Source organism: Flavobacterium limicola (assembly GCF_003634755.1).
In the GTDB taxonomy this organism is placed as follows: Bacteria; Bacteroidota; Bacteroidia; order Flavobacteriales; family Flavobacteriaceae; genus Flavobacterium; species Flavobacterium limicola.
This window is the reverse complement of sequence record NZ_RBXA01000001.1, coordinates 1,338,722-1,358,671: the sequence shown is the minus strand read 5'-3', so window position 1 is coordinate 1,358,671 and position 19,950 is coordinate 1,338,722. Positions and strand designations below refer to the sequence as shown.

General features: G+C 34.8%; 13 protein-coding genes. 11 read left to right on the top strand and 2 right to left on the bottom strand.

Features of this window, described 5'->3' with window-relative positions; all coding sequences use genetic code 11:
* Positions 1-96: 96 nt before the first annotated feature.
* The 8 genes from BC952_RS06015 (at position 97) to BC952_RS05980 (ending at position 12,855) form a co-directional block, all read left to right on the top strand.
* Positions 97-564, top strand: a complete 468-nt coding sequence (locus BC952_RS06015) for a DUF6265 family protein (RefSeq protein WP_341866831.1) — start codon at positions 97-99, stop codon at positions 562-564.
* Between the two features lie 198 nt (positions 565-762).
* A complete protein-coding gene (locus BC952_RS06010; protein WP_121364661.1) occupies positions 763-3,135 on the top strand; it encodes a TonB-dependent receptor in 2,373 nt (790 codons plus the stop codon).
* 59 nt (positions 3,136-3,194) lie between these two features.
* Positions 3,195-4,343, top strand: a complete 1,149-nt coding sequence (locus tag BC952_RS06005; RefSeq protein WP_121364660.1) for a PepSY-associated TM helix domain-containing protein — start codon at positions 3,195-3,197, stop codon at positions 4,341-4,343.
* 265 nt (positions 4,344-4,608) lie between these two features.
* A complete protein-coding gene (locus BC952_RS06000; protein WP_121364659.1) occupies positions 4,609-6,105 on the top strand; it encodes an ankyrin repeat domain-containing protein in 1,497 nt (498 codons plus the stop codon).
* An 88-nt stretch (positions 6,106-6,193) separates the two neighbouring features.
* Entirely contained in the window at positions 6,194-6,676 is a 483-nt protein-coding gene (locus tag BC952_RS05995; RefSeq protein WP_113665358.1) for a DUF2271 domain-containing protein, read from the top strand.
* Between the two features lie 91 nt (positions 6,677-6,767).
* Positions 6,768-8,966 carry a PepSY domain-containing protein gene (locus BC952_RS05990; protein WP_121364658.1) on the top strand — a complete coding sequence of 733 codons (2,199 nt, stop codon included), beginning with the start codon at positions 6,768-6,770 and terminating at the stop codon, positions 8,964-8,966.
* Between the two features lie 117 nt (positions 8,967-9,083).
* Entirely contained in the window at positions 9,084-10,079 is a 996-nt protein-coding gene (locus BC952_RS05985) for an FAD:protein FMN transferase (RefSeq protein ID WP_121364657.1), read from the top strand.
* 457 nt (positions 10,080-10,536) lie between these two features.
* Positions 10,537-12,855, top strand: coding sequence for a TonB-dependent siderophore receptor (locus tag BC952_RS05980; protein WP_121364656.1), 2,319 nt, complete (start codon positions 10,537-10,539; stop codon positions 12,853-12,855).
* Positions 12,856-13,005: 150 nt separating this feature from the next.
* On the opposite strand, the gene BC952_RS05975 is transcribed toward BC952_RS05980, so the two are convergent.
* Positions 13,006-15,639, bottom strand: a complete 2,634-nt coding sequence (locus BC952_RS05975; protein WP_121364655.1) for a valine--tRNA ligase — start codon at positions 15,637-15,639, stop codon at positions 13,006-13,008.
* 217 nt (positions 15,640-15,856) lie between these two features.
* Between BC952_RS05975 and BC952_RS05970 the strand changes: the two genes are divergently transcribed.
* Positions 15,857-16,243, top strand: coding sequence for a DUF1573 domain-containing protein (locus tag BC952_RS05970; protein WP_121364654.1), 387 nt, complete (start codon positions 15,857-15,859; stop codon positions 16,241-16,243).
* A gap of 55 nt (positions 16,244-16,298) precedes the next feature.
* On the opposite strand, the gene BC952_RS05965 is transcribed toward BC952_RS05970, so the two are convergent.
* Positions 16,299-17,627 carry a retropepsin-like aspartic protease gene (locus tag BC952_RS05965; protein WP_121364971.1) on the bottom strand — a complete coding sequence of 443 codons (1,329 nt, stop codon included), beginning with the start codon at positions 17,625-17,627 and terminating at the stop codon, positions 16,299-16,301.
* A 126-nt stretch (positions 17,628-17,753) separates the two neighbouring features.
* On the opposite strand from BC952_RS05965, the gene BC952_RS05960 reads away from it, so the two are divergent.
* The gene (locus tag BC952_RS05960) at positions 17,754-18,959 is read left to right on the top strand and encodes a pyridoxal phosphate-dependent aminotransferase (RefSeq protein ID WP_121364653.1); all 1,206 of its coding nucleotides are present in this window, start codon (positions 17,754-17,756) and stop codon (positions 18,957-18,959) included.
* A gap of 225 nt (positions 18,960-19,184) precedes the next feature.
* On the top strand, positions 19,185-19,856 hold the full coding sequence (folE, locus tag BC952_RS05955) for a GTP cyclohydrolase I FolE (protein WP_121364652.1): 672 nt from the start codon (positions 19,185-19,187) through the stop codon (positions 19,854-19,856).
* Positions 19,857-19,950: the final 94 nt, after the last annotated feature.

Here is a 19,950-nt window from a genome sequence, read left to right as displayed (position 1 = left end):
TTGAATTTTAAAAACTAAAAAAAGAACACTATTCTATTTTTTCATAATTTAGCTGCATATAAATAACCCATAAAATCTAAGCTTATGTTTCAAAAAATGACCTTTATACTGCTTTTGCTTGCGATGGTTTCTTGTAAAGATTCTGATGCAAATGAAAAAGAAAAAATCAAGGCTGCCAATTGGCTTTTGGGAAATTGGGAAAACAAAGCCGTTGATGGTACTCTGACCGAATATTGGAAAAAAGTAAACGACAGCACCTTTCAAGCGCAATCTTATTTCGTTAAGGAGAAAGACACTTTGCATTTTGAATCCATCACTTTGCAACAAAAAGGGGAAATGTTAACCTATACTGCAACTGTAGAAGGACAGAATGATGACAAACCCGTTGCTTTCAAGTTGACAACTGGAACAGAAAAGCAAATGGTTTTTGAAAATCCAAAACACGATTATCCTCAAAAAATAAGTTATACCCAAATTACTCCTGACAGTTTAGTGGCAAAAATTTCGGGGATCCAACAAGGAAAACCAAGTTCCGAACAGTTTTCGATGAAAAAAATCAAATAAAACTTTAATATTTTATACTCAAATCAAAACCTTGCTCTTGAAAAGTAAGGTTTTTTTATGCCCAAAATATTGTAAATCATCAAATTAAAAAATTATTATTAATTAGTCTAAATAATACTTGTTAAATAAAAATTAAAATTTACTTTTGCTTTATTCTTATTCATTCTAAATAAATTTAAACTAATTTAATTTTTAATTATGAAATATTTGAAACAACGAATACCTCAATTTATTCTTCTTACATGTTTATTGCTCGTTTCTATAACCACTGCTTTTGCCCAAAACTCCGGTAGCATAAAAGGTTCCATTTTGACAAGCGATAACCAACCTGCCGAAGGCGTTTCGGTTTCTATAAAAGGAGCGAACAAAAACACTATTGCGGATAACAATGGAAATTTTACACTAAAAAACATACCCGAAGGGGTTCATATCCTAAAAGTTACTTTAGTTGGGTATAATGACCTGGAGCAAGAAGTGAAAGTTACCACTGGAGAAGTTACTGTTGCAGCATTACAACTTACTTTATCGAATAATGAACTCAACCAAGTGGTGGTTTTAAGTAACAAAAGTGCTTTCAAAACGAATCGTGTTTCATCTACTTTACGATTACAATCACCAATTATTGAAATTCCTCAAAATATTCAGGTCATAACGGGAAAACTTATCCAAGACCAACAAATTTTTGACATGCTAGAAGGAGTAACTCGTAATGTGAGCGGCGCGACAAGAGTGGAACATTGGGATAATTATGCCAATATTACTATGAGAGGCAGTCAAGTGGCCGCTTTTAGAAACGGAATGAATGTAAGTTCAACTTGGGGACCACTTACGGAGGATATGAGTATGGTAGAACGTATCGAATTTGTAAAAGGTCCAGCAGGATTCATGCTGGCAAATGGTAACCCAAGCGGTTTTTATAATGTAGTTACCAAAAAACCAAGCGGACGTACTAAAGGAGAAGCGAGCCTAACGCTGGGCAGTTTTGATATGTATAGAGGAACATTAGATTTTGACGGAAAGTTGAGCAAAAACGGGAAATTATTGTATCGTATCAATGTAATGGGCGAAAAGAAACAAAGTTACCGTGATTTTGACTTCAATGACCGCTATACTTTTGCACCTGTTTTAAAGTATTTAGTAACTGATAAAACTGCTATCACATTGGAATACACGCAACAATTTTCTAAAGTAAATGCTATTGGGAGTAACTATGCCTATTCTAAAAGAGGATACGCTGATTTGCCTAGAAACTTTACTACTTCAGAATCAAATTTAGATCCTACAAAAATGACAGAAAGAAATATTCTTGCCATTTTAGATCATAAAATAAGTGATAATTGGAAATTAACAGCTCAAACATCTTATCTTAATTACCAACAAGAAGGAATGTCTTTATGGCCAAGTGGCTTTGATCCTACTAATGATGCGATTCTGAAACGTGCTGGTGGCAATTGGGACATTTTAGGAAAAATATATGTTGGACAAGCTTTTGTAAATGGTGAAGCTAAAACAGGATCTGTAACTCATAAAATATTATCCGGATTGGATTTAAGTGATAAAACATTTTTTCATGACTGGTCGCAATCCTTTACTATGCCTGATTTAGACATATACAATCCCGTACACGGAACGCTTGTTGCTTCTCCTACTTTTGACAGAAGCAAAAGTCTGGAAGATAGAGGAGTTAAATACCAAAACAGTTACAAAGCACTATATATTCAGGACGAAATGGGCTTCTTTGATAACAAACTGAGAGTGACATTAGCAGGAAGATATACCCAGCTTAAAACCTATGACTATTACTCGGGAGGTACAAAAAACAACAAATTTACACCAAGAGTAGGATTGAGTTATTCTATTGATAAAAACACGGCTGCTTATTTTGTAAATGACCAATCTTTCAATGAGAACTACGGTACGGACTGGCAAGGCAAATCTTTTAATCCCCAAACAGGCGGAAACATAGAATTAGGTTTGAAAAGAGACTGGTTGAACGGAAAATGGAATTCAGTTGTTTCTGTTTATCAAATCACCAAAAACAATGTACTAACATTAGATCCTGAACATTCTAATTCTACATATCAATTCAGTAGAGAAAGCGGGCAACAAAAAACAAAAGGATTTGAGGTTGACCTTAGAGGAGAAATTTTCAAAAACCTTGATCTTATTGTAAATTATGCATTTACAGAAGGAAAAACAACCAAAGATACAGATGAATCTCTTGTGGGAACTCAAGTTGCAGGTACAACCAAACACATTCAAAATGCTTGGTTGAATTATAAAGTAGACAGAGGAACGCTAAACGGAGTTGGGTTTTCATTAGGATACCAATATCAAGTAAAGAGAGCACCTTGGTTTATTTCACCTGATAATATAGGAATGTTACCCGATTATTTCCGACTGGATGGAGGTGTTTCTTACCAAAAAAACAAAGTATCAGTTAATCTTGTTGTCAATAATATCTTGAATAAATACTTGTATTCTGGAGGATATTATAGCTATAGCGATATGTATTACTGGCAAACAGAAGCCGGAACCAACATGCGCTTATCTGTTGGATATAAATTTTAGAGTTAGTTAGTTTTGTTTCACTAAACTCCTCATTTCGTTGGGGAGTTTAATCCTTTTTTATGAAAAATAATAATTTCAAAAAACTGATAGGAAAAATACACCTATGGTTGGGTTTATCATCGGGCATTATAGTTTTTATAATCGCCATTACGGGTTGTTTGTATGCTTTTCAAGAAGAAATACAAAACATTACTGAAGAATATCGTTTTGTAAAAGAACAGAATGTGAACTTTTTGCCTCCATCAAAATTAGTTGGAATTGCTAAAAAAGAACTTCCAAATAAACTGCTTCACGCGATAAAGTACAACGAAAAAAATAATGCTGTAGAAGCTGAATTTTATCAATATGAACCCTCCTATTATTATACCGCTTTTATAAATCCATATACAGGAAAAGTTTTAAAAACAGTAAACCACGAGGAAGGATTCTTTACTTTTATACTCGACGGACATTTCAACTTATGGCTGCCTCATGAAATTGGTCAAGTCGTAGTTTCCGTGGCTACTTTAATTTTTCTGGTATTGTTAGTGTCCGGATTAATTCTTTGGTATCCAAAAAATAAAAATGCAGCAAAACAACGCTTTTCGTTCAAATGGAAAAAAGGCACAAAATGGAAAAGAAAAAATTACGATTTACATAACATTACTGGTTTTTATATGCTTATAATCGGAATCATTTTCGCCATTACTGGATTAGTATGGGGATTTGAATGGTTTGCGTATTCGTATTATAAAGTTTCCGGTGGCGAAAAATCGCTAATCTATGAAGAGCCTCTTTCGAAAAAAAACCAAAAAACTGCAACTACAATCGTAAAACCATTAGATGCTATTTGGTTTCAAATGCAAAAAGAATATCCATTGGCAGAATCCATTGAAATTCACCCGCCAGAAACAAATCTATCACCGATAGCCGCCAATGCTAATATGGATGAAGGAACGTATTGGAAAATTGATTATCGCTATTTTGATCAATACAGTTTAAAAGAAATAACTGTTTCCCATCTTTGGGGCAGAAAAACAGCGGATAAAGTTGCCGATAACCTCATGAAAATGAATTATGACATTCACACTGGAGCCATATTAGGTTTGCCTGGAAAAATATTCGCCTTTCTGTGCAGTTTACTCATTGCAAGTCTGCCAATATCCGGATGCTACATTTGGTGGGGACGAAACAGAAAAAAGAAAAACACAGCAGCTGTTTTGAATTAAATCCAATTAAATAATTTCAAGTTTCTGCTTTAAACCTTTCCATCAATTTGGCATCTAAAATAGTGGGAACTAAAAGATACCTTTTCAAATCATCGAAAGAAAGGCAGACAAACATTATAATACATTAAATATTTCCATATAATTGAGTCTATTATAATTGGAATTATACTATTTATTTTTACATTTGCGTTATTTTTATTTATTCTAAATAACCAGATTAAACAAACACACATCTTCTATTAATAAGAACCTTGATAAAAAATTTATGAAAAAGAATCTTTTCATTTCTTTTGCCTTAGTCGCTACTTTATTTGTTAGTGCGCAGCAAAAAAACACACTTTTGGAGCAATCTTTTTGGAAAACAACACCAGATGTAAATGCAGTTAAAGCAGAAATAGCAAAAGGTAACAGCCCATCAGCATCAACTCCAAATGCTTTTGATGTAACCGTTATGGCAATTAATAATGATGCGCCTTCAGCAACCATACAATTCTTACTGGAACAACCCGGGAATGAAGTCAGCAAATTGACACACGACAATCGTATTTATTTGCACTGGGCCGCCAATAAAGGAAATGTAGCAATTGTAGAATACCTTATTAGCAAAGGTGCTGATCTTAATCTAGAAGACAGCAAAGGAGAAACTCCACTAACCTTTGCAGCTATTGGAGGTCAAAGCAATACCGCATTGTATGATGCCTTTTTTAAAGCTGGAACTGATCCTAAGAAAAAATACAAAGACGGTGTCAACCTGTTATTAATGGCGATCGCATCCGACAAAAACCTCGCACTTACTACCTATTTGACCACCAAAGGAATGTCAATTAAGGATACTGATAGTGACGGCAATACGGCTTTTAATTACGCTGCAAAATCAGGCAACCTACCATTATTAAAATCCCTATTAGAAAAAGGAGTAAAATATACTGACAATGCACTGCTGTTTGCAGCACAAGGTTCCCGTAGAGATGTGACTCCTCTTGAAGCCTACAAATACTTAGTTGAAGATTTAAAAATCAAACCAACTGCTACGAGCAAATCGGGTGAAACGGTGCTTCATTTATTAGCAAGCAAAGCCAACCAAACTGAAATTATCAATTACTTTTTGTCCAAAGACGTAGATGCAAACAAATTAGATAATGAAGGAAATACGGCATTAATGGCAGCAGCTTCAGCTAGAGATATTGCAGTGTTAGAACTGTTATTGCCAATAGTAAAAAACAACAATGTTCAAAATCTAAAAGGAGAATCGGCATTGACAATGGCTGTAAAAGCAGGAACTCCTGAGGCTATAACAGTACTTTTAAACAAAGGAGCTGATGCAAAAGTACTGGACAAAGAAGGAAACAATTTAGGATATTACCTAATTCAATCCTACAGACCATCAGGTCGCGGACCAGAGACAACCACTCAAGATCCTTTTGAGACTAAAATAAAATTACTTCAGGATAAAGGTTTAAACTTGGCGACTCCTCAAAAAGACGGAAATACATTATATCATTTCGCCATAATTAAAAACGATTTGGCTTTATTGAAAAAAATCGCTGCTTTAAACATCGATATCAATGCCAAAAACAAAGATGGCTTAACCGCTTTGCACAAAGCAGCTATGATTTCAAAAGATGATTCAATCTTGAAATATCTGGTATCTATAGGTGCAAAAAAAGAAATTACCACTGATTTTGACGAAAGTGCGTATGCTTTAGCCAAAGAAAACGAGTCGTTAACAACTAACAAAATAGCTCTAGAATTTTTAAAATAATAGTATGAAATCGCCGTGATACAAAATCATAAACAATAATAAACAATGGCGCTACCATATTCCTTTAAAAAACAAATATTATCTACATATGAAATCAATCCTGAAAATCAGTTTATCAATAGCGTTTCTATTCCTTTTGTCCTTTCAAGCGACAGCACAAACAAGTAAATACAAATGCATGCTCCAAATGTCAAACTACATGGGCGAAGGCGCTTATATTGTAGTTTCACTTGTAAATGCAAAAGGCGAATATGTAAAAACATTATACGTAATGGGTGACGACAAAAAATGGTATAAAACCCTGAAAGAATGGCATAAATTCTATTCTAAAAAACCAGAAAATATCAGTGCAAAAACAGGAGCTTCTGTAACTGGTGGTGACCGCAGCATCACCACAATAGAAATTGAAGATGCTAAAATCAACAAAGGATTTAAATTGCGTTTTGAAACTGCAGTAGAAGATCATAAATATTACACCACTGATTTAGAGATTCCACTTACAACTGAAGGAATTGCAGCAAAAACAGAAGGTAAAAACTATATTCGCTACGTAAGATTAAACAAAATATAAAATAAACAGCTTTTTCATTAAACCAAATAAGTCATATAAGCTTTTACAAAACGTAAAACTTATATGACTTATATGTTAAAATTTATTACAAATGACTCTTTCTTTTTGGCGTTACGCACACTTGGCTTTGGCTGTATTTTCTGCTGCATTTTTAGTTTTGGCATCCGTAACTGGTGTCATCCTCGCAGTCGATGCCATACAAGAGAAAACACCGCCATATAAAGTAGAAAATTTCGATAAAATAACCCTTGGAGAAACTTTGCCAATATTACGCAAAACCTATCCTGAAATAACCGAATTGAGTGTAAACCACAATCAATTTGTAACCCTGCAAGGTATCGACCAGGAAGACAATGATGTCAATGCCTATATTGACGCAAGAACTGGAAAAATACTGGGAGAACCCATCAAAAAAAGTGAGTTTATACAATGGACCACAGCGCTCCATCGCTCTTTATTCCTTAAAGAAACCGGGCGTTTTATTGTGGGCTTTGTTTCCTTTTTGTTAGTATTGATTTCCATTTCGGGTTTTGCTTTGATACTCAACCGACAAAGAAGTCTGCGCAGTTTGTTTTCTAAAATTGTAAAAGAAAATTTCGCTCAATATTACCATATTTTTTTAGGCCGTTTATCGCTGATTCCAATTCTGATTATTGCACTTTCGGGAACCTATTTAACTCTGGAAAAGTTTAATTTTTTCCTTGAAAAAACAGATTCAGAAGAAAAAACCGAAACGGTTGCAACTACTCCTATTCCCAAAAAAGGCACTGCTATTTCTGTTTTTAAAAACACGCTTCTGGCTGATGTTCAAAAAATTGAATTCCCATTTTCAGATGATCCCGAAGAATATTATATCATCACATTAAAAGACAGAGAAATCGAAGTCAACCAAATTACCGGAGCAATTGTAAGTGAAACTCCTTTTCCACTACAAACTTTAGCATCAAATTTGAGTCTTGATTTACATACCGGTCGCAGCAGTATTTTATGGGCGATAATTTTAGGAATAGCAAGTTTAAATATTCTCTTTTTTATCTACTCGGGTTTTGCCATGACGCTAAAACGAAGAGCGAGTCGCATTAAAAACAAATACAAAGCTCAAGAAAGCACATTCATATTGTTGGTAGGTTCCGAGAATGGAAGCACGCTCCTTTTTGCCAATGCGATTCAGAAGCAATTGCTTGCGCACGGAGAAAAAGTCTTCCTTACTGAACTGAATAATTATTCGGTTTTTCCGAAAGCAAAACATCTTATCGTATTTACTTCAACCCACGGATTAGGAGATGCACCATCTAATGCGAGCAAATTTATTTTGCTAATCAACAAAACGGAACAACAGCAAAAAATCAATGTTTCTGTAGTAGGTTTTGGGTCGAAAGCGTATCCTGATTTTTGTGGTTATGCGCAGGAAATTGATGTGTTGTTAGCAAAACAAAATTGGGTGGAACGTTTTTTAGAATTACAAACCGTAAACGACAAATCTGCAGAAGAATTTGTAGGTTGGGTGAAATTATGGAGTGCCAAAACAGGAATTCCACTTTCGGCGACTCCATCTTTATACAATGAAATCCCGAAAGATTTGGAAAAAATGACGGTACTTGATAAAACTGCCATATCTGATACGGAACATACCTTTTTGCTCACATTACGCACTAGCAGGAGTGCTACATTTACTTCGGGTGACCTATTAGCTATTTATCCAGCAAACGATAACCAAGAGCGGCTCTACTCTATAGGGAATCATAACGGCAACATACAATTAGTCGTGAAATTACATCCTTCAGGGTTAGGTTCAGGCTATCTATATAATGCAGAACCAAGTTCTGTTTTCAAAGCGCGAATCATTAAGAACAAGACTTTTCATTTTCCGAAAAAAGAATCCAAAGTAGCGTTGATTTCAAATGGAACAGGAATTGCTCCGTTCCTGGGAATGATGGAACAAAACAAGAAAAAAACCGAAATTCATCTGTATTGTGGCTTTCGAAAAGCAACTGAAACTGTTTTAGGGTATGAAAAATTTGCTGCTGAAATGATTCAGAAACAGCAACTACAAAGTTTTCATTTGGCTTTATCCCGTGAAGAAAACCATAATTATGTTATGGATTTGATTAAACGTGACGCTGATTTTTTCTTGGATTTACTAACACAAGAAGGCGTTGTAATGATTTGCGGTTCGCTTGCGATGCAAAAGGATGTAGAAGCTGTTCTTAATATACTTTGCCTTGACAAAACTAGCAAAGGAATTGCTGACTACAAATCTAATGGTCAAGTGCTGACGGATTGTTATTAGTGGATTTATGTTATTTTGTCATTGCGAAGAACGAAGCAATCACATTAGTTGCTCAACTTATATCCTTATGCTAGTACGATTGCTTCGTTCCTCGCAATCACTACTGATACTTTTATTATGAAATTCCAATTCCTGTTTTTCCTTTTACTAATTTGCGCTTTCACAAGCCACAGCCAAGTCTTACGAAAAAGAACCAGCTTACTTATGGGCGGTCGATTTGACATTTCCATCGTTGACAAAGATTCATTATCGGCAGAACAAAACATAGATGCAGTTATTAATGAAATTACCCGAATCGAAAATTTAATTTCCGATTGGAAACCAGACTCACAGGTTTCTGAAGTGAACCAAAATGCAGGTATTCGGCCAGTGAAAGTGGATAAAGAAGTTTTTGAATTAACGCAAAGAGCGATTCGGTTTTCTGAAGTGACGAATGGTGGTTTTGACATCAGTTTTGCGGCAATGGATAAAATCTGGAAATTTGATGGTTACATGACACAAATGCCTTCGGCCGAAGCCATTCAGAAATCAGTTGAAAAAGTGGGCTACAAAAATATAATCTTGGATAGCGTTCAATCCACCATTTTTCTGAAACTAAAAGGGATGAAAATTGGTTTTGGCGCTTTAGGAGAAGGATATGCCACCGATAAATGCCGCGATATGATGCTTGCAAAAGGCGTTGAAGCCGGAATTATAAACGGTTCAGGAGATATGAGCACTTGGGGGAAACAGCCCAATGGAAAACCTTGGAATATTGGAATTACGAATCCCTTTCATCCTGAAAAACTTCTGGCGGTTGTTCCATTAAAACAAGATGCGGTAACCACTTCGGGCAGCTATGAGAAATTTGTTATTTTTAATGGGAAACGCTATTCGCATATTATTAATCCAGCAACGGGTTATCCCGCTACAGGCTTGTGTAGCGTAACAGTTTTTGGACCGAATGCTGAAACGGCGAACGGTTTGAGTACTTCGTTAATGGTTTTAGGAAAAACAGCTGGGCTTCTTTTACTCAACAAATACGCTGATTATAGCTGCATCATGATTACCGATGATGGAAAAGTGATAAAATCAAAAAACTTCCGAACCAAGAAATTTAAGGTACGACTTTAATTCTTCCTAGCTTAAACTACCGAAATTAAATACTAGCTCCACAAAGATAAACTTCCTATTTGTGGTCAGGAAAGATTAATTCTAATACTCCTTCTTTGATTCAAATTTTACAAATCAGAGTTTACTATCAAAAATCTGTAGCACCAAAACAGCAACACACAGCGCTCTTATTTGGATTACTCCTTTAACAAAAATTAACATAAAAGATATTCATAGTCTTTTTGGAGAAGAATTTTCAAAATCTAGAAGTCAAAACAACCAAAAAACACTAGACAAAGTTCTCAAAAAGCATGTTTTATTTTAAAAACTACTGTTTTAAATAAACACAAATTACTAAACTATAATAAGTTAAGTAAAAAATAAATTATTATTAATATTTAATCTAAATAAGTTTTGTCAAACCAAACTTGGGTTTTATATTTGCATCGTTATTTTTAATTATTCCAAATAAACACTCATGAAATATATTTTCCTTCCTACATTAACACTTTTATTTAGTTTAACTTGTTTAGCACAAGAATCAGTAAATCCATCTGACGATAAAAATTTTGAAGATCCTTTCGAATCCATAACGGATACCATAAAAAATAAAAAAGGAGGAGTACTTAAAGAAGTTATAATTACATCCAACAAAGAGAAAAAACCAGTTTCAGCCTTACGATCAGGATTAAAACCAATGGATACTCCACAAAGCGTACAAGTTATTGGAGCTGAAATTATCGAGCAACAACAAGCCATCCGCCTAAGTGAAGTAATCAAAAATGCCAATGGTATTTATGTAGGTTCTGCACGTGGTGGCGCTCAAGAATCGTTTTTCTCAAGAGGTTACGATATGTCAGCTAACAATATGTTTAAAAATGGTTTTCGTTACAACGCAGGTTCTATTCCTGAAATTTCAGGTTTAGAAAAAGTGGAATTTCTTAAAGGTGGTTCAGCCTTACTGTATGGAAACGTTGCTCCGGGAGGAATCTTAAATTTAGTTACTAAAACTCCTTCTTTCAAGAGCGGTGGCGAAATTACCATGCAAGCAGGTAGTTATTCCTACTACAAACCATCGATTGATTTTTATGGCCCTTTGAATAAACATATTGCTTATCGATTTAATGCTTCTTACGAAAACTCAGAAAGCTTTAGAGATTTTGTCAAAAATGAGCGTATTTATGTAAATCCTTCATTCCTCTTTAATGTAAGCGATAAAACGCAAATTACGGTACAAGGTGACTATTTAAGTGCCGATTGGACTCCTGATTTTGGTACTGGAATCATTGGAAAAACCATTTTAGATTTACCCCGAAACACCTATTATGGCGCACTCTGGTCAACTGGTAAAACAAAATCATCCAGTGCTTCAGTGTTCGTCAATCATGATTTCAACAGCAACTGGAAATTAAGTTTTAATTCTTCTTTTCAGTCTTACAACAGAACTCAAAAATCGACTGCACAGTTAAGCTCGATTGATGTGAACGGGAATTGGAAACGTGGCTTGACACAAGCTGATGCTTCCGAAAAAATATTTGGAGACCAACTGAGTTTACAAGGAACCTTCAACACTGGAAGCATCAAACACCAAATATTTACAGGTGTTGACTATGAAAATTCTATGGCACCAAGTTATACTTTTGGCTTTTATGCCAATCCAAATGGCACAACGGCTTTAACCACTGAAGCAACTGCCATAAACCTATTCAATTATGATTACAGCACACAAAGCTTAACAGCACCGTATCCAACTCGAGCCACACAACTGGCTACTACAGATACGCAACGTTTTGGAGTATATGCACAAGATTTAATTTCGATTACTGATTATGTAAAGGTTTTAGCAGGACTGCGTTGGTCATGGCAAGAAAGTGAGGTTACAACCTCTAAAGAGGTAATAGGAAAAGTAAATGGTGTTGACACGATTACAACAACGCTTGAAAATGCAATTCCTACAACGGGAACTAAAACTTTGAACAGAGCTTATTCTCCAAAAGCAGGACTGGTAATTCAACCAAATAAAGATTTGTCATTGTTCGCCAGCTACTCGAACTCATTTACTCCAAACACAGGAACAACAGTAGATTTACAACCATTAGATCCTTCTATAATAGATCAACATGAAGTGGGTATCAAAAAAGATTTTTGGAAAGGTATTTTGAGTACCAATGTAACAGCATATCAAATCTCAAACAATAATTTAGCTCAAACTGTTTTGTTTGCGGCTGATGGTGTAACACCTAATGTAAATACCAATTTAAAAGAACTGGTAGGGGGAACAAAAGGAAAAGGAATTGAGATAGATGTTACAGCAAAACCAACACTGGGTTTGAACATCATTGCTGGATATAGCTTCAACGAAACCAAAATTTCTAAATCATCAGGGACAAGCGGAAGTCTTGTAGTAGGCGATATTTTAGCAAGAACACCAAAGCACACAGCTAATTTGAGTTTTTTCTACAAATTGCCTAGCGGGAAATTAAAAGGACTAACTTTTGGAGCTATCGGAAACTATATTGGTGACCGCACAGGAGGTTGGAATGACCGTTATGTATGGACAGAAAACAAACCTGTAACTACTCCAAAAACATATACTGTGACTATTGAAGACCGTGACATTCCTTTAGAAGGATACACAACAATTGATGTTTCGGCAGGTTATGAATGGAAAAAATTCTCCATATTGTGTAAATTATCTAATGTGACAAATGAGTTGAATTACACGGTACACGAAAATTACAGTGTAAATCCAATCGCTCCACGTCAAGTATTGACAAGCTTGAAGTATAAATTCTAAAAACCTAAGTTTGGTTTTATTTCATCTAAAACTTTTTCTGCTACTTTCATTTTTTTGAAAAGCAGAAAAAGTTTTTGTTATTTAAATAAAAAAATCCCATTTCCTTTTTGACAGGAAATGGGATTCTATATTTCTGAAAGAACTTAACTCTTACTTCAAACCTGCCAAACTGTGTTCGATAGTTTCAATTTTTGCTAAAGCATCCGCTTCTTTTTGTCTTTCGTTTGCCAGAACTTTCTCTGGCGCACCAGCTACAAATTTCTCATTTGCCAGTTTGTTTTGAACTGATTTCAAGAAACCTTGCGTGTACACCAATTCAGCCGTAAGTTTAGAAATCTCGGCTTCTACATCAATGTTTCCAGTGATTGGAATAAAATATTCATTCGATTTTACACGGAAAGACAATGCTCCGTCTACTTTATCCGAAACATATTCTAATGAAGTGATGTTACCTAATTTGGTCACAACCGAATCAAAATAAGTGGAAGCTTTATCATTGTTTACCACTTTCAGTTCGATGGTATCTTTGAACGGAATATTCTTGTCTTTACGAATCGTTCTAATTCCAGATATTACTTCAATTGTATTGTCAAAATCAGCAATTAAAGCTGCGTTAAACGGTTTCATTTCTGGCCAAGTCGAAACGATTAACGCTTCTTCTGTACTTCTTTTAGCAAGAATTTGCCAAATTTCCTCTGTCAAAAACGGCATAAACGGATGCAACAATTTCATATTATTTTCCAGCATTTCTATGGCTTTCGCCAAAGTTACGCTGTCAATTGGCTGTTGGTATGCCGGTTTTATCATTTCAAGGAACCAAGAACAGAAATCGTCCCAAACCAATTTGTAAATTGCCATCAACGCATCGGAAATTCTGTATTTATCGAAATTGTCTTCAATTTCTAGAAGTGTTTGTTGCAATTTGGCTTCATACCATTCAATCGCTACTTTTGAGGATTCAGGTTGCGAAATTGTATCCGAAACTTCCCAACCTTTTATTAGTTTAAAAGCATTCCAGATTTTATTGGTAAATGCTTTTCCTTGGTTGCACAATTCTTCATCAAACATAATGTCGTTTCCTGCAGAAGCGCTTAACAGCAATCCAACACGAACTCCATCGGCACCAAATTTTTCAATTAAATCTAAAGGATCAGGTGAATTTCCTAATGATTTAGACATTTTGCGTCTTTGTTTGTCCCGAACCAAACCAGTCAAATATACATTGGTAAATGGTTTTTTGCCTGTGTATTCATATCCTGCAATAATCATTCTCGCCACCCAGAAAAACAAAATATCCGGACCGGTTACTAAATCATTTGTTGGATAATAGTATTTAAAATCTTTGCTTTCGGGATCCATAATTCCCCCAAAAACAGACATTGGCCAAAGCCAAGACGAAAACCAAGTATCAAGAGCATCAACATCTTGTTTTAAATCTTTTGTTTCAAGTTTAAGGTTTAAAGTTTTCTCTCTCGCTAACTTTAAGGCATCATCAATATTTTCAGCAACAACGAAATCTTCTTTTCCGTCTCCGTAGAAATAAGCAGGAATTTGTTGTCCCCACCATAATTGACGGGAAATATTCCAATCGCGAATGTTATTTAACCAATGTGCGTACGTATTATTAAAACGTGCTGGATGCAATTTGATTTCACTATCTTCCAAAACCGATTTGATTGCCGGTTTTACCAAATCTTCCATTTTCAAGAACCATTGGTCTGACAAACGTGGCTCGATTACGGCTTTCGTTCTTTCAGAAGTTCCAACTTTATTCAAGTGTGTTTCTGTTTTTGCTAAAGCTCCAATAGTTTCTAATTCTTTGGCAATTGCTTCACGAACTACAAAACGATCTTGTCCTTGATATTGCAATCCAAAACTATTCAGCGTAGCATCTTCGTTGAAAATATCAATAATTTCCAAATTATGTTTTTCGCCTAAAGTCTTATCATTCATATCGTGAGCAGGCGTTACTTTCAAACAACCAGTTCCAAATTCGATATCAACATATTCATCTTCAATAATTGGAATAACCCTTCCGCAGATAGGAACAATCGCTTTTTTGCCTTTCAAATGGGCAAAACGTTCGTCATTTGGATTGATACAAATTGCGGTATCTCCAAAAATAGTTTCTGGGCGAGTAGTAGCAATCGTCAGAAAGTCTTCAGTTCCTTCGATTTTATATTTTAAGAAATAGAGTTTTCCTTGTTGTTCTTCATAAATTACTTCTTCATCAGACAAAGTCGTTTTAGCTTCCGGATCCCAGTTTACCATTCGGTATCCGCGATAAATCAGCCCTTTGTTGTATAAATCTACAAAAGAACGAATTACTGATGCTGACATATCAGGATCCATTGTAAACTTAGTTCGCTCCCAATCACATGAAGCTCCCAGTTTTTTTAATTGGTCTAAAATTACACCACCATATTTGTCTGTCCATTCCCATGCATGTGCCAAAAATTCTTCGCGCGTCAAATCATTTTTATTGATTCCTTCTGCTTTTAATTTGGCTACAACTTTGGCTTCTGTTGCAATTGAGGCGTGATCCGTTCCTGGAACCCAGCATGCATTGAATCCCTTGAGACGCGCTCTTCGAATTAATACATCTTGAATCGTATTGTTCAACATGTGTCCCATGTGCAAAACCCCAGTCACATTTGGTGGTGGAATTACAATGGTATATGGCGTTCTATGATCTGGTTCCGAGTGAAAATAATTATTTTTCATCCAGTAGTCATACCACTTATTCTCAATAGTTTTAGCGTCAAATTGTGCAGGAATTGTCATTTTATTGTGGATCATTTAATCGTTAAATTCAATTATTTGTCGGTTCAGTTTATTGGTTAACCAAATCAGCAAATAACCTTTTAGACTTTGGTCTGATATTTGTAATTGTAATCTGGAACAAAAGTAAATAATTATGTAGACTATAAAAAGAGAAATAAAAATTTGTACGTTAATTAAAACAAAGTATATTTACTTTAATGAATCTAAAAATTTCAAAATGAAAAAAACAATAGCTTTATTCGCATTCGCTTTAATCAGCAGTATCGGTTTTGCTCAAAATGGTCCCAAAATTGTGTTCTCTGCCAAAGACAACACAATCGATTACGGAAAGGTTACTAAATCAGAAAATGGATCCCGAGATTTCATCTTTACAAATACTGGAAACGCACCATTAATCATTACTAACGTTTTATCAACTTGTGGATGTACAGTTCCTACAAAACCAAATGAACCAATCATGCCGGGGAAAACAGGAAAAATCACAGTAAAATATAATATGGCTCCAGGACCAATCCGAAAAACAATAACTGTAGAATCGAATGCAGTGAATTATGAAGCGGGAAGAGTTGCTATTAAAATAAAAGGAGAAGTAATTTCCAACTAATACATCATCAAATTAAACTAAAAGCTTCTGAAAAATCATTCAGAAGCTTTTTTTATTACAAAATATCATCCAGTTTAAACTGAAATTTCAAGACTTCACTTTCACGTTCCACCTCAATAGTAATCCACTTATCATCTACTGACTTAAAAAGAGAATTGATTTCCTGTAATGAATATTTGTACGGAGTGTTGTTGTTAATGGAAATAATTATGTCCCCTTTTTGTAGTCCTGCTATGGCCGCTGGCGAATTTTTGCGGACATGTGCTATTTCATAAATAGGTTTTAATTGAAATTTATATTTAAAATCAGTACTAACGGTAACTCCACCCTCCTCATTATATTTAGTGCTCAGCGGAACCGTTTGCATTCGGACAGTTTCCTGAACCCACTGCAGACCATTATGTTGTATTTCGACACCACTTTTATTATAGCTAAATGGTGCCTTGTAATCTCTGTTGTTTTTTAGATACATTTGTTGATTTTGGTAATTAAAGACTACAGTAAATCGTTTCATAATCTCACCACCTACTGAACCCATTCGGTCTGGGACCATGGTAACATTTCTAATCGAAATTGAGTCTGGGAATGCCACCACAGGATTGATAAATTCAAAATCTGCCATCTCAAATTTTTGTATCCTGCCTCTTTTACCTTCGACGTCACCGCTAAATCCCTTGCCTAAAAAATCATCAAAGTTTTTCTCTGGAATTTTAATTAATTCTGATTTATCAGGAAACAACCAAACTGCATCGCTATTGCCAATGTCTATTAACAATTTGACTTCAACATTGCGATTATCCTGATAGATAGTGCTTTTCAAATATGGTTTGGATTTTTCGATAGCAATAGGAACAGCGGTAAACTTTTTTTCAAATTTAGATCTGTTTTTAGCTGTGTCTTTATAAACAAAAACTTTCCTTTTCTGGTAATCAATTTCGACTAAATTATTTCGGAAAAATTGATACCCAATAATGCCGTTTACAGGAATCCCAATATTAGAAGACAAATTAAAATCTGGGTCTAAAACAATATAGAGCATGTGATTCTTATTTTTTAAACTACCAAATTCCAAAATATTATTAGTAGATTTTAATCCTTCAACTGCGACTTGGCTTCCCAAACCTTTTAATAATATTTTTTCAGCGTTAAAAAAACGGACTTCTTTTTTATCTTCCAAACTGAATAATATCGTTTCAGCAACACCAGTATCTAACAAAAAATTAAGTTCGATGCCATTGACTTTGATTGGTACAAAAACCAAATTATTAATCAATTTAAATGGCATGCTGACCTTATTCACCTCTTTTTCAAACTGAAATCCTTGCTGCGCAAAAACTACAGAAACGAACATACAAATGGAAAATAAAAAAAGTGGTTTTTTCATCATTTTACTTTTCCATAAAATTAATAAATAAATCACATCAAAATGCAGATTTAACAATATATACCGCTTTTGATTATAATAAATTCGGAAAAAAAATTGCAAATTTGCAATTCAATAATTAAGACTATGCCAAAAATATCAAACAAAGGCAGACAAATGCCAGAATCACCAATACGAAAATTGGTTCCCTACTCAGAAATTGCTAAGAAAAAAGGAAATAAAGTATACCATTTAAACATTGGGCAGCCGGATATAAAAACTCCCGAAGTTGCGATGAATGCTGTTAAAAATATTGATTTAACTATATTAGAATACAGTCATTCTGCCGGAAACGAAAGTTACAGAAAAAAATTATCGGCTTATTACATCAATCAAGATATTTCAGTAAATATCGAAGATATTATTATTACTACTGGCGGTTCAGAAGCGCTTATGTTTGCCATGGGTAGCACGATGGATCAGGGCGATGAAATTATTATTCCGGAACCTTTTTATGCAAATTACAATGGATTTTCTACCGCATCAGGTGTTACCGTAGTTCCTGTAATTTCAACAATTGAAACTGGTTTTGCTCTTCCTGCAGTAGAAGATTTTGAAAAACTGATTACTCCAAAAACAAAAGCAATACTTATTTGCAACCCAGGAAATCCAACGGGTTATTTATATTCGAAAGAAGAAATTATGAAACTGGCTGCTTTAGTCAAAAAACATGATTTATTCTTGATTTCTGACGAAGTTTATCGTGAATTCACTTATGATGGAGATGTACATTACTCTGTGATGAATGTTCCCGGACTTGAAGAACACGCTATTATGATTGATTCTGTTTCAAAAAGATACAGCATGTGTGGCGCAAGAATAGGATGTATTGTTTCTAAAAATAAGGAAGTGATGTCTACTGCGATGAAATTTGCGCAAGCAAGATTAAGCCCGCCAACCATTGAACAAATAGCAAGCGAGGCCGCTCTGGACACTCCACAAAGTTATTTTGACGAAGTAATTTCAGAGTACAGAGAACGCAGAGACACCTTGATTGAAGAATTAAATAAAATAGAAGGAGTAATTGTAAGCAAACCAAAAGGGGCTTTTTATTGTATCGCACAACTACCGGTGGACAACGCTGATGCGTTTGCACAATGGCTTTTAGAAAGCTATGACTTAGATGGCGAAACTGTAATGGTAGCGCCAGCAGCGGGCTTTTACTCTACTCCGGGAATGGGATTAAATCAGGTTCGAATCGCTTATGTTTTGAAGAAAGCCGACTTAATTAGTGCAGTAAGAATCCTTAAAGCAGCAATTCCTGTTTATAATGCATCCCTAACAAAAGCATAATTAAACAAGAAATTTTAGATTTACCATTCCAGTAAATTGATTTCTATATATAAAGGCAATAGCGAACTCGTTATTGCCTTTCTTTTTACTTCCAAAAAAAGAAATGATAAAGCCTTATAGAACCGATAAAGTAGTCTTAAATAGTGAGACCGATAGAAATTCTTAAATTTTTATTATTTATCTTTACCGCTTAAATATTTATACCAACAATAATAGTTGCTTTTAATGATAAAAAACGAAGAATTTCAAGACGAAATAGGAGATAATCATGTTAGTTTATCCGCAAAAAATCCAGTAAGAGATGATGCTTTTGACATTTCTGATGATGATAAAATTGAAAAAATAAAAAAAGATGTTGAGAGCATTCTAATTACACTTGGAATGGACTTGACTGATGATAGTTTAAAAGGCACGCCCAATCGTGTTGCAAAAATGTTTGTAAAGGAAATTTTTGGAGGTTTAAATCCTGCTAAAAAACCGAAAGCTTCTACATTTGACAATAATTATAAATACGGTGAAATGTTAGTTGAAAAAAACATCATCGTATATTCTACCTGCGAACATCATTTATTACCCATTATAGGAAGAGCACATGTGGCTTATATTTCTAATGGAACAGTTATTGGCTTATCTAAAATGAACCGTATTGTTGAATATTATGCCAAAAGACCTCAGGTTCAGGAGCGTTTAACGATGCAAATTGTTCAGGAATTACAAATCGCTTTGGGTACAGAAGATGTAGCTTGCGTGATTGATGCCAAACACCTTTGTGTGAATTCAAGAGGAATCAGTGATATTGAAAGTAGCACTGTAACATCGGAATTTGGTGGAAAATTTAAAGATGCCGTAACTCGCAGAGAGTTTTTGGATTATATTAAATTAGAGACAAAATTCTAGTCCTCTCCCCGACCCTCTCCAAAGGAAAGGGAGCCTAGTCTGGTAAGGCCTGAACAAGATTACAACAATTATTAATAACACATTCACGTCTCAA

Coding starts and splice junctions, on each gene's coding strand:
- BC952_RS06015 (WP_341866831.1), top strand. CDS start 97: ATGACCTTTATACTGCTTTTGCTTGCGATGGTTTCTTGTAAAGATTCT.
- BC952_RS06010 (WP_121364661.1), top strand. CDS start 763: ATGAAATATTTGAAACAACGAATACCTCAATTTATTCTTCTTACATGT.
- BC952_RS06005 (WP_121364660.1), top strand. CDS start 3,195: ATGAAAAATAATAATTTCAAAAAACTGATAGGAAAAATACACCTATGG.
- BC952_RS06000 (WP_121364659.1), top strand. CDS start 4,609: ATGAAAAAGAATCTTTTCATTTCTTTTGCCTTAGTCGCTACTTTATTT.
- BC952_RS05995 (WP_113665358.1), top strand. CDS start 6,194: ATGAAATCAATCCTGAAAATCAGTTTATCAATAGCGTTTCTATTCCTT.
- BC952_RS05990 (WP_121364658.1), top strand. CDS start 6,768: ATGACTCTTTCTTTTTGGCGTTACGCACACTTGGCTTTGGCTGTATTT.
- BC952_RS05985 (WP_121364657.1), top strand. CDS start 9,084: ATGAAATTCCAATTCCTGTTTTTCCTTTTACTAATTTGCGCTTTCACA.
- BC952_RS05980 (WP_121364656.1), top strand. CDS start 10,537: ATGAAATATATTTTCCTTCCTACATTAACACTTTTATTTAGTTTAACT.
- BC952_RS05975 (WP_121364655.1), bottom strand. CDS start 15,639: ATGACAATTCCTGCACAATTTGACGCTAAAACTATTGAGAATAAGTGG.
- BC952_RS05970 (WP_121364654.1), top strand. CDS start 15,857: ATGAAAAAAACAATAGCTTTATTCGCATTCGCTTTAATCAGCAGTATC.
- BC952_RS05965 (WP_121364971.1), bottom strand. CDS start 17,627: ATGAAAAAACCACTTTTTTTATTTTCCATTTGTATGTTCGTTTCTGTA.
- BC952_RS05960 (WP_121364653.1), top strand. CDS start 17,754: ATGCCAAAAATATCAAACAAAGGCAGACAAATGCCAGAATCACCAATA.
- folE (WP_121364652.1), top strand. CDS start 19,185: ATGATAAAAAACGAAGAATTTCAAGACGAAATAGGAGATAATCATGTT.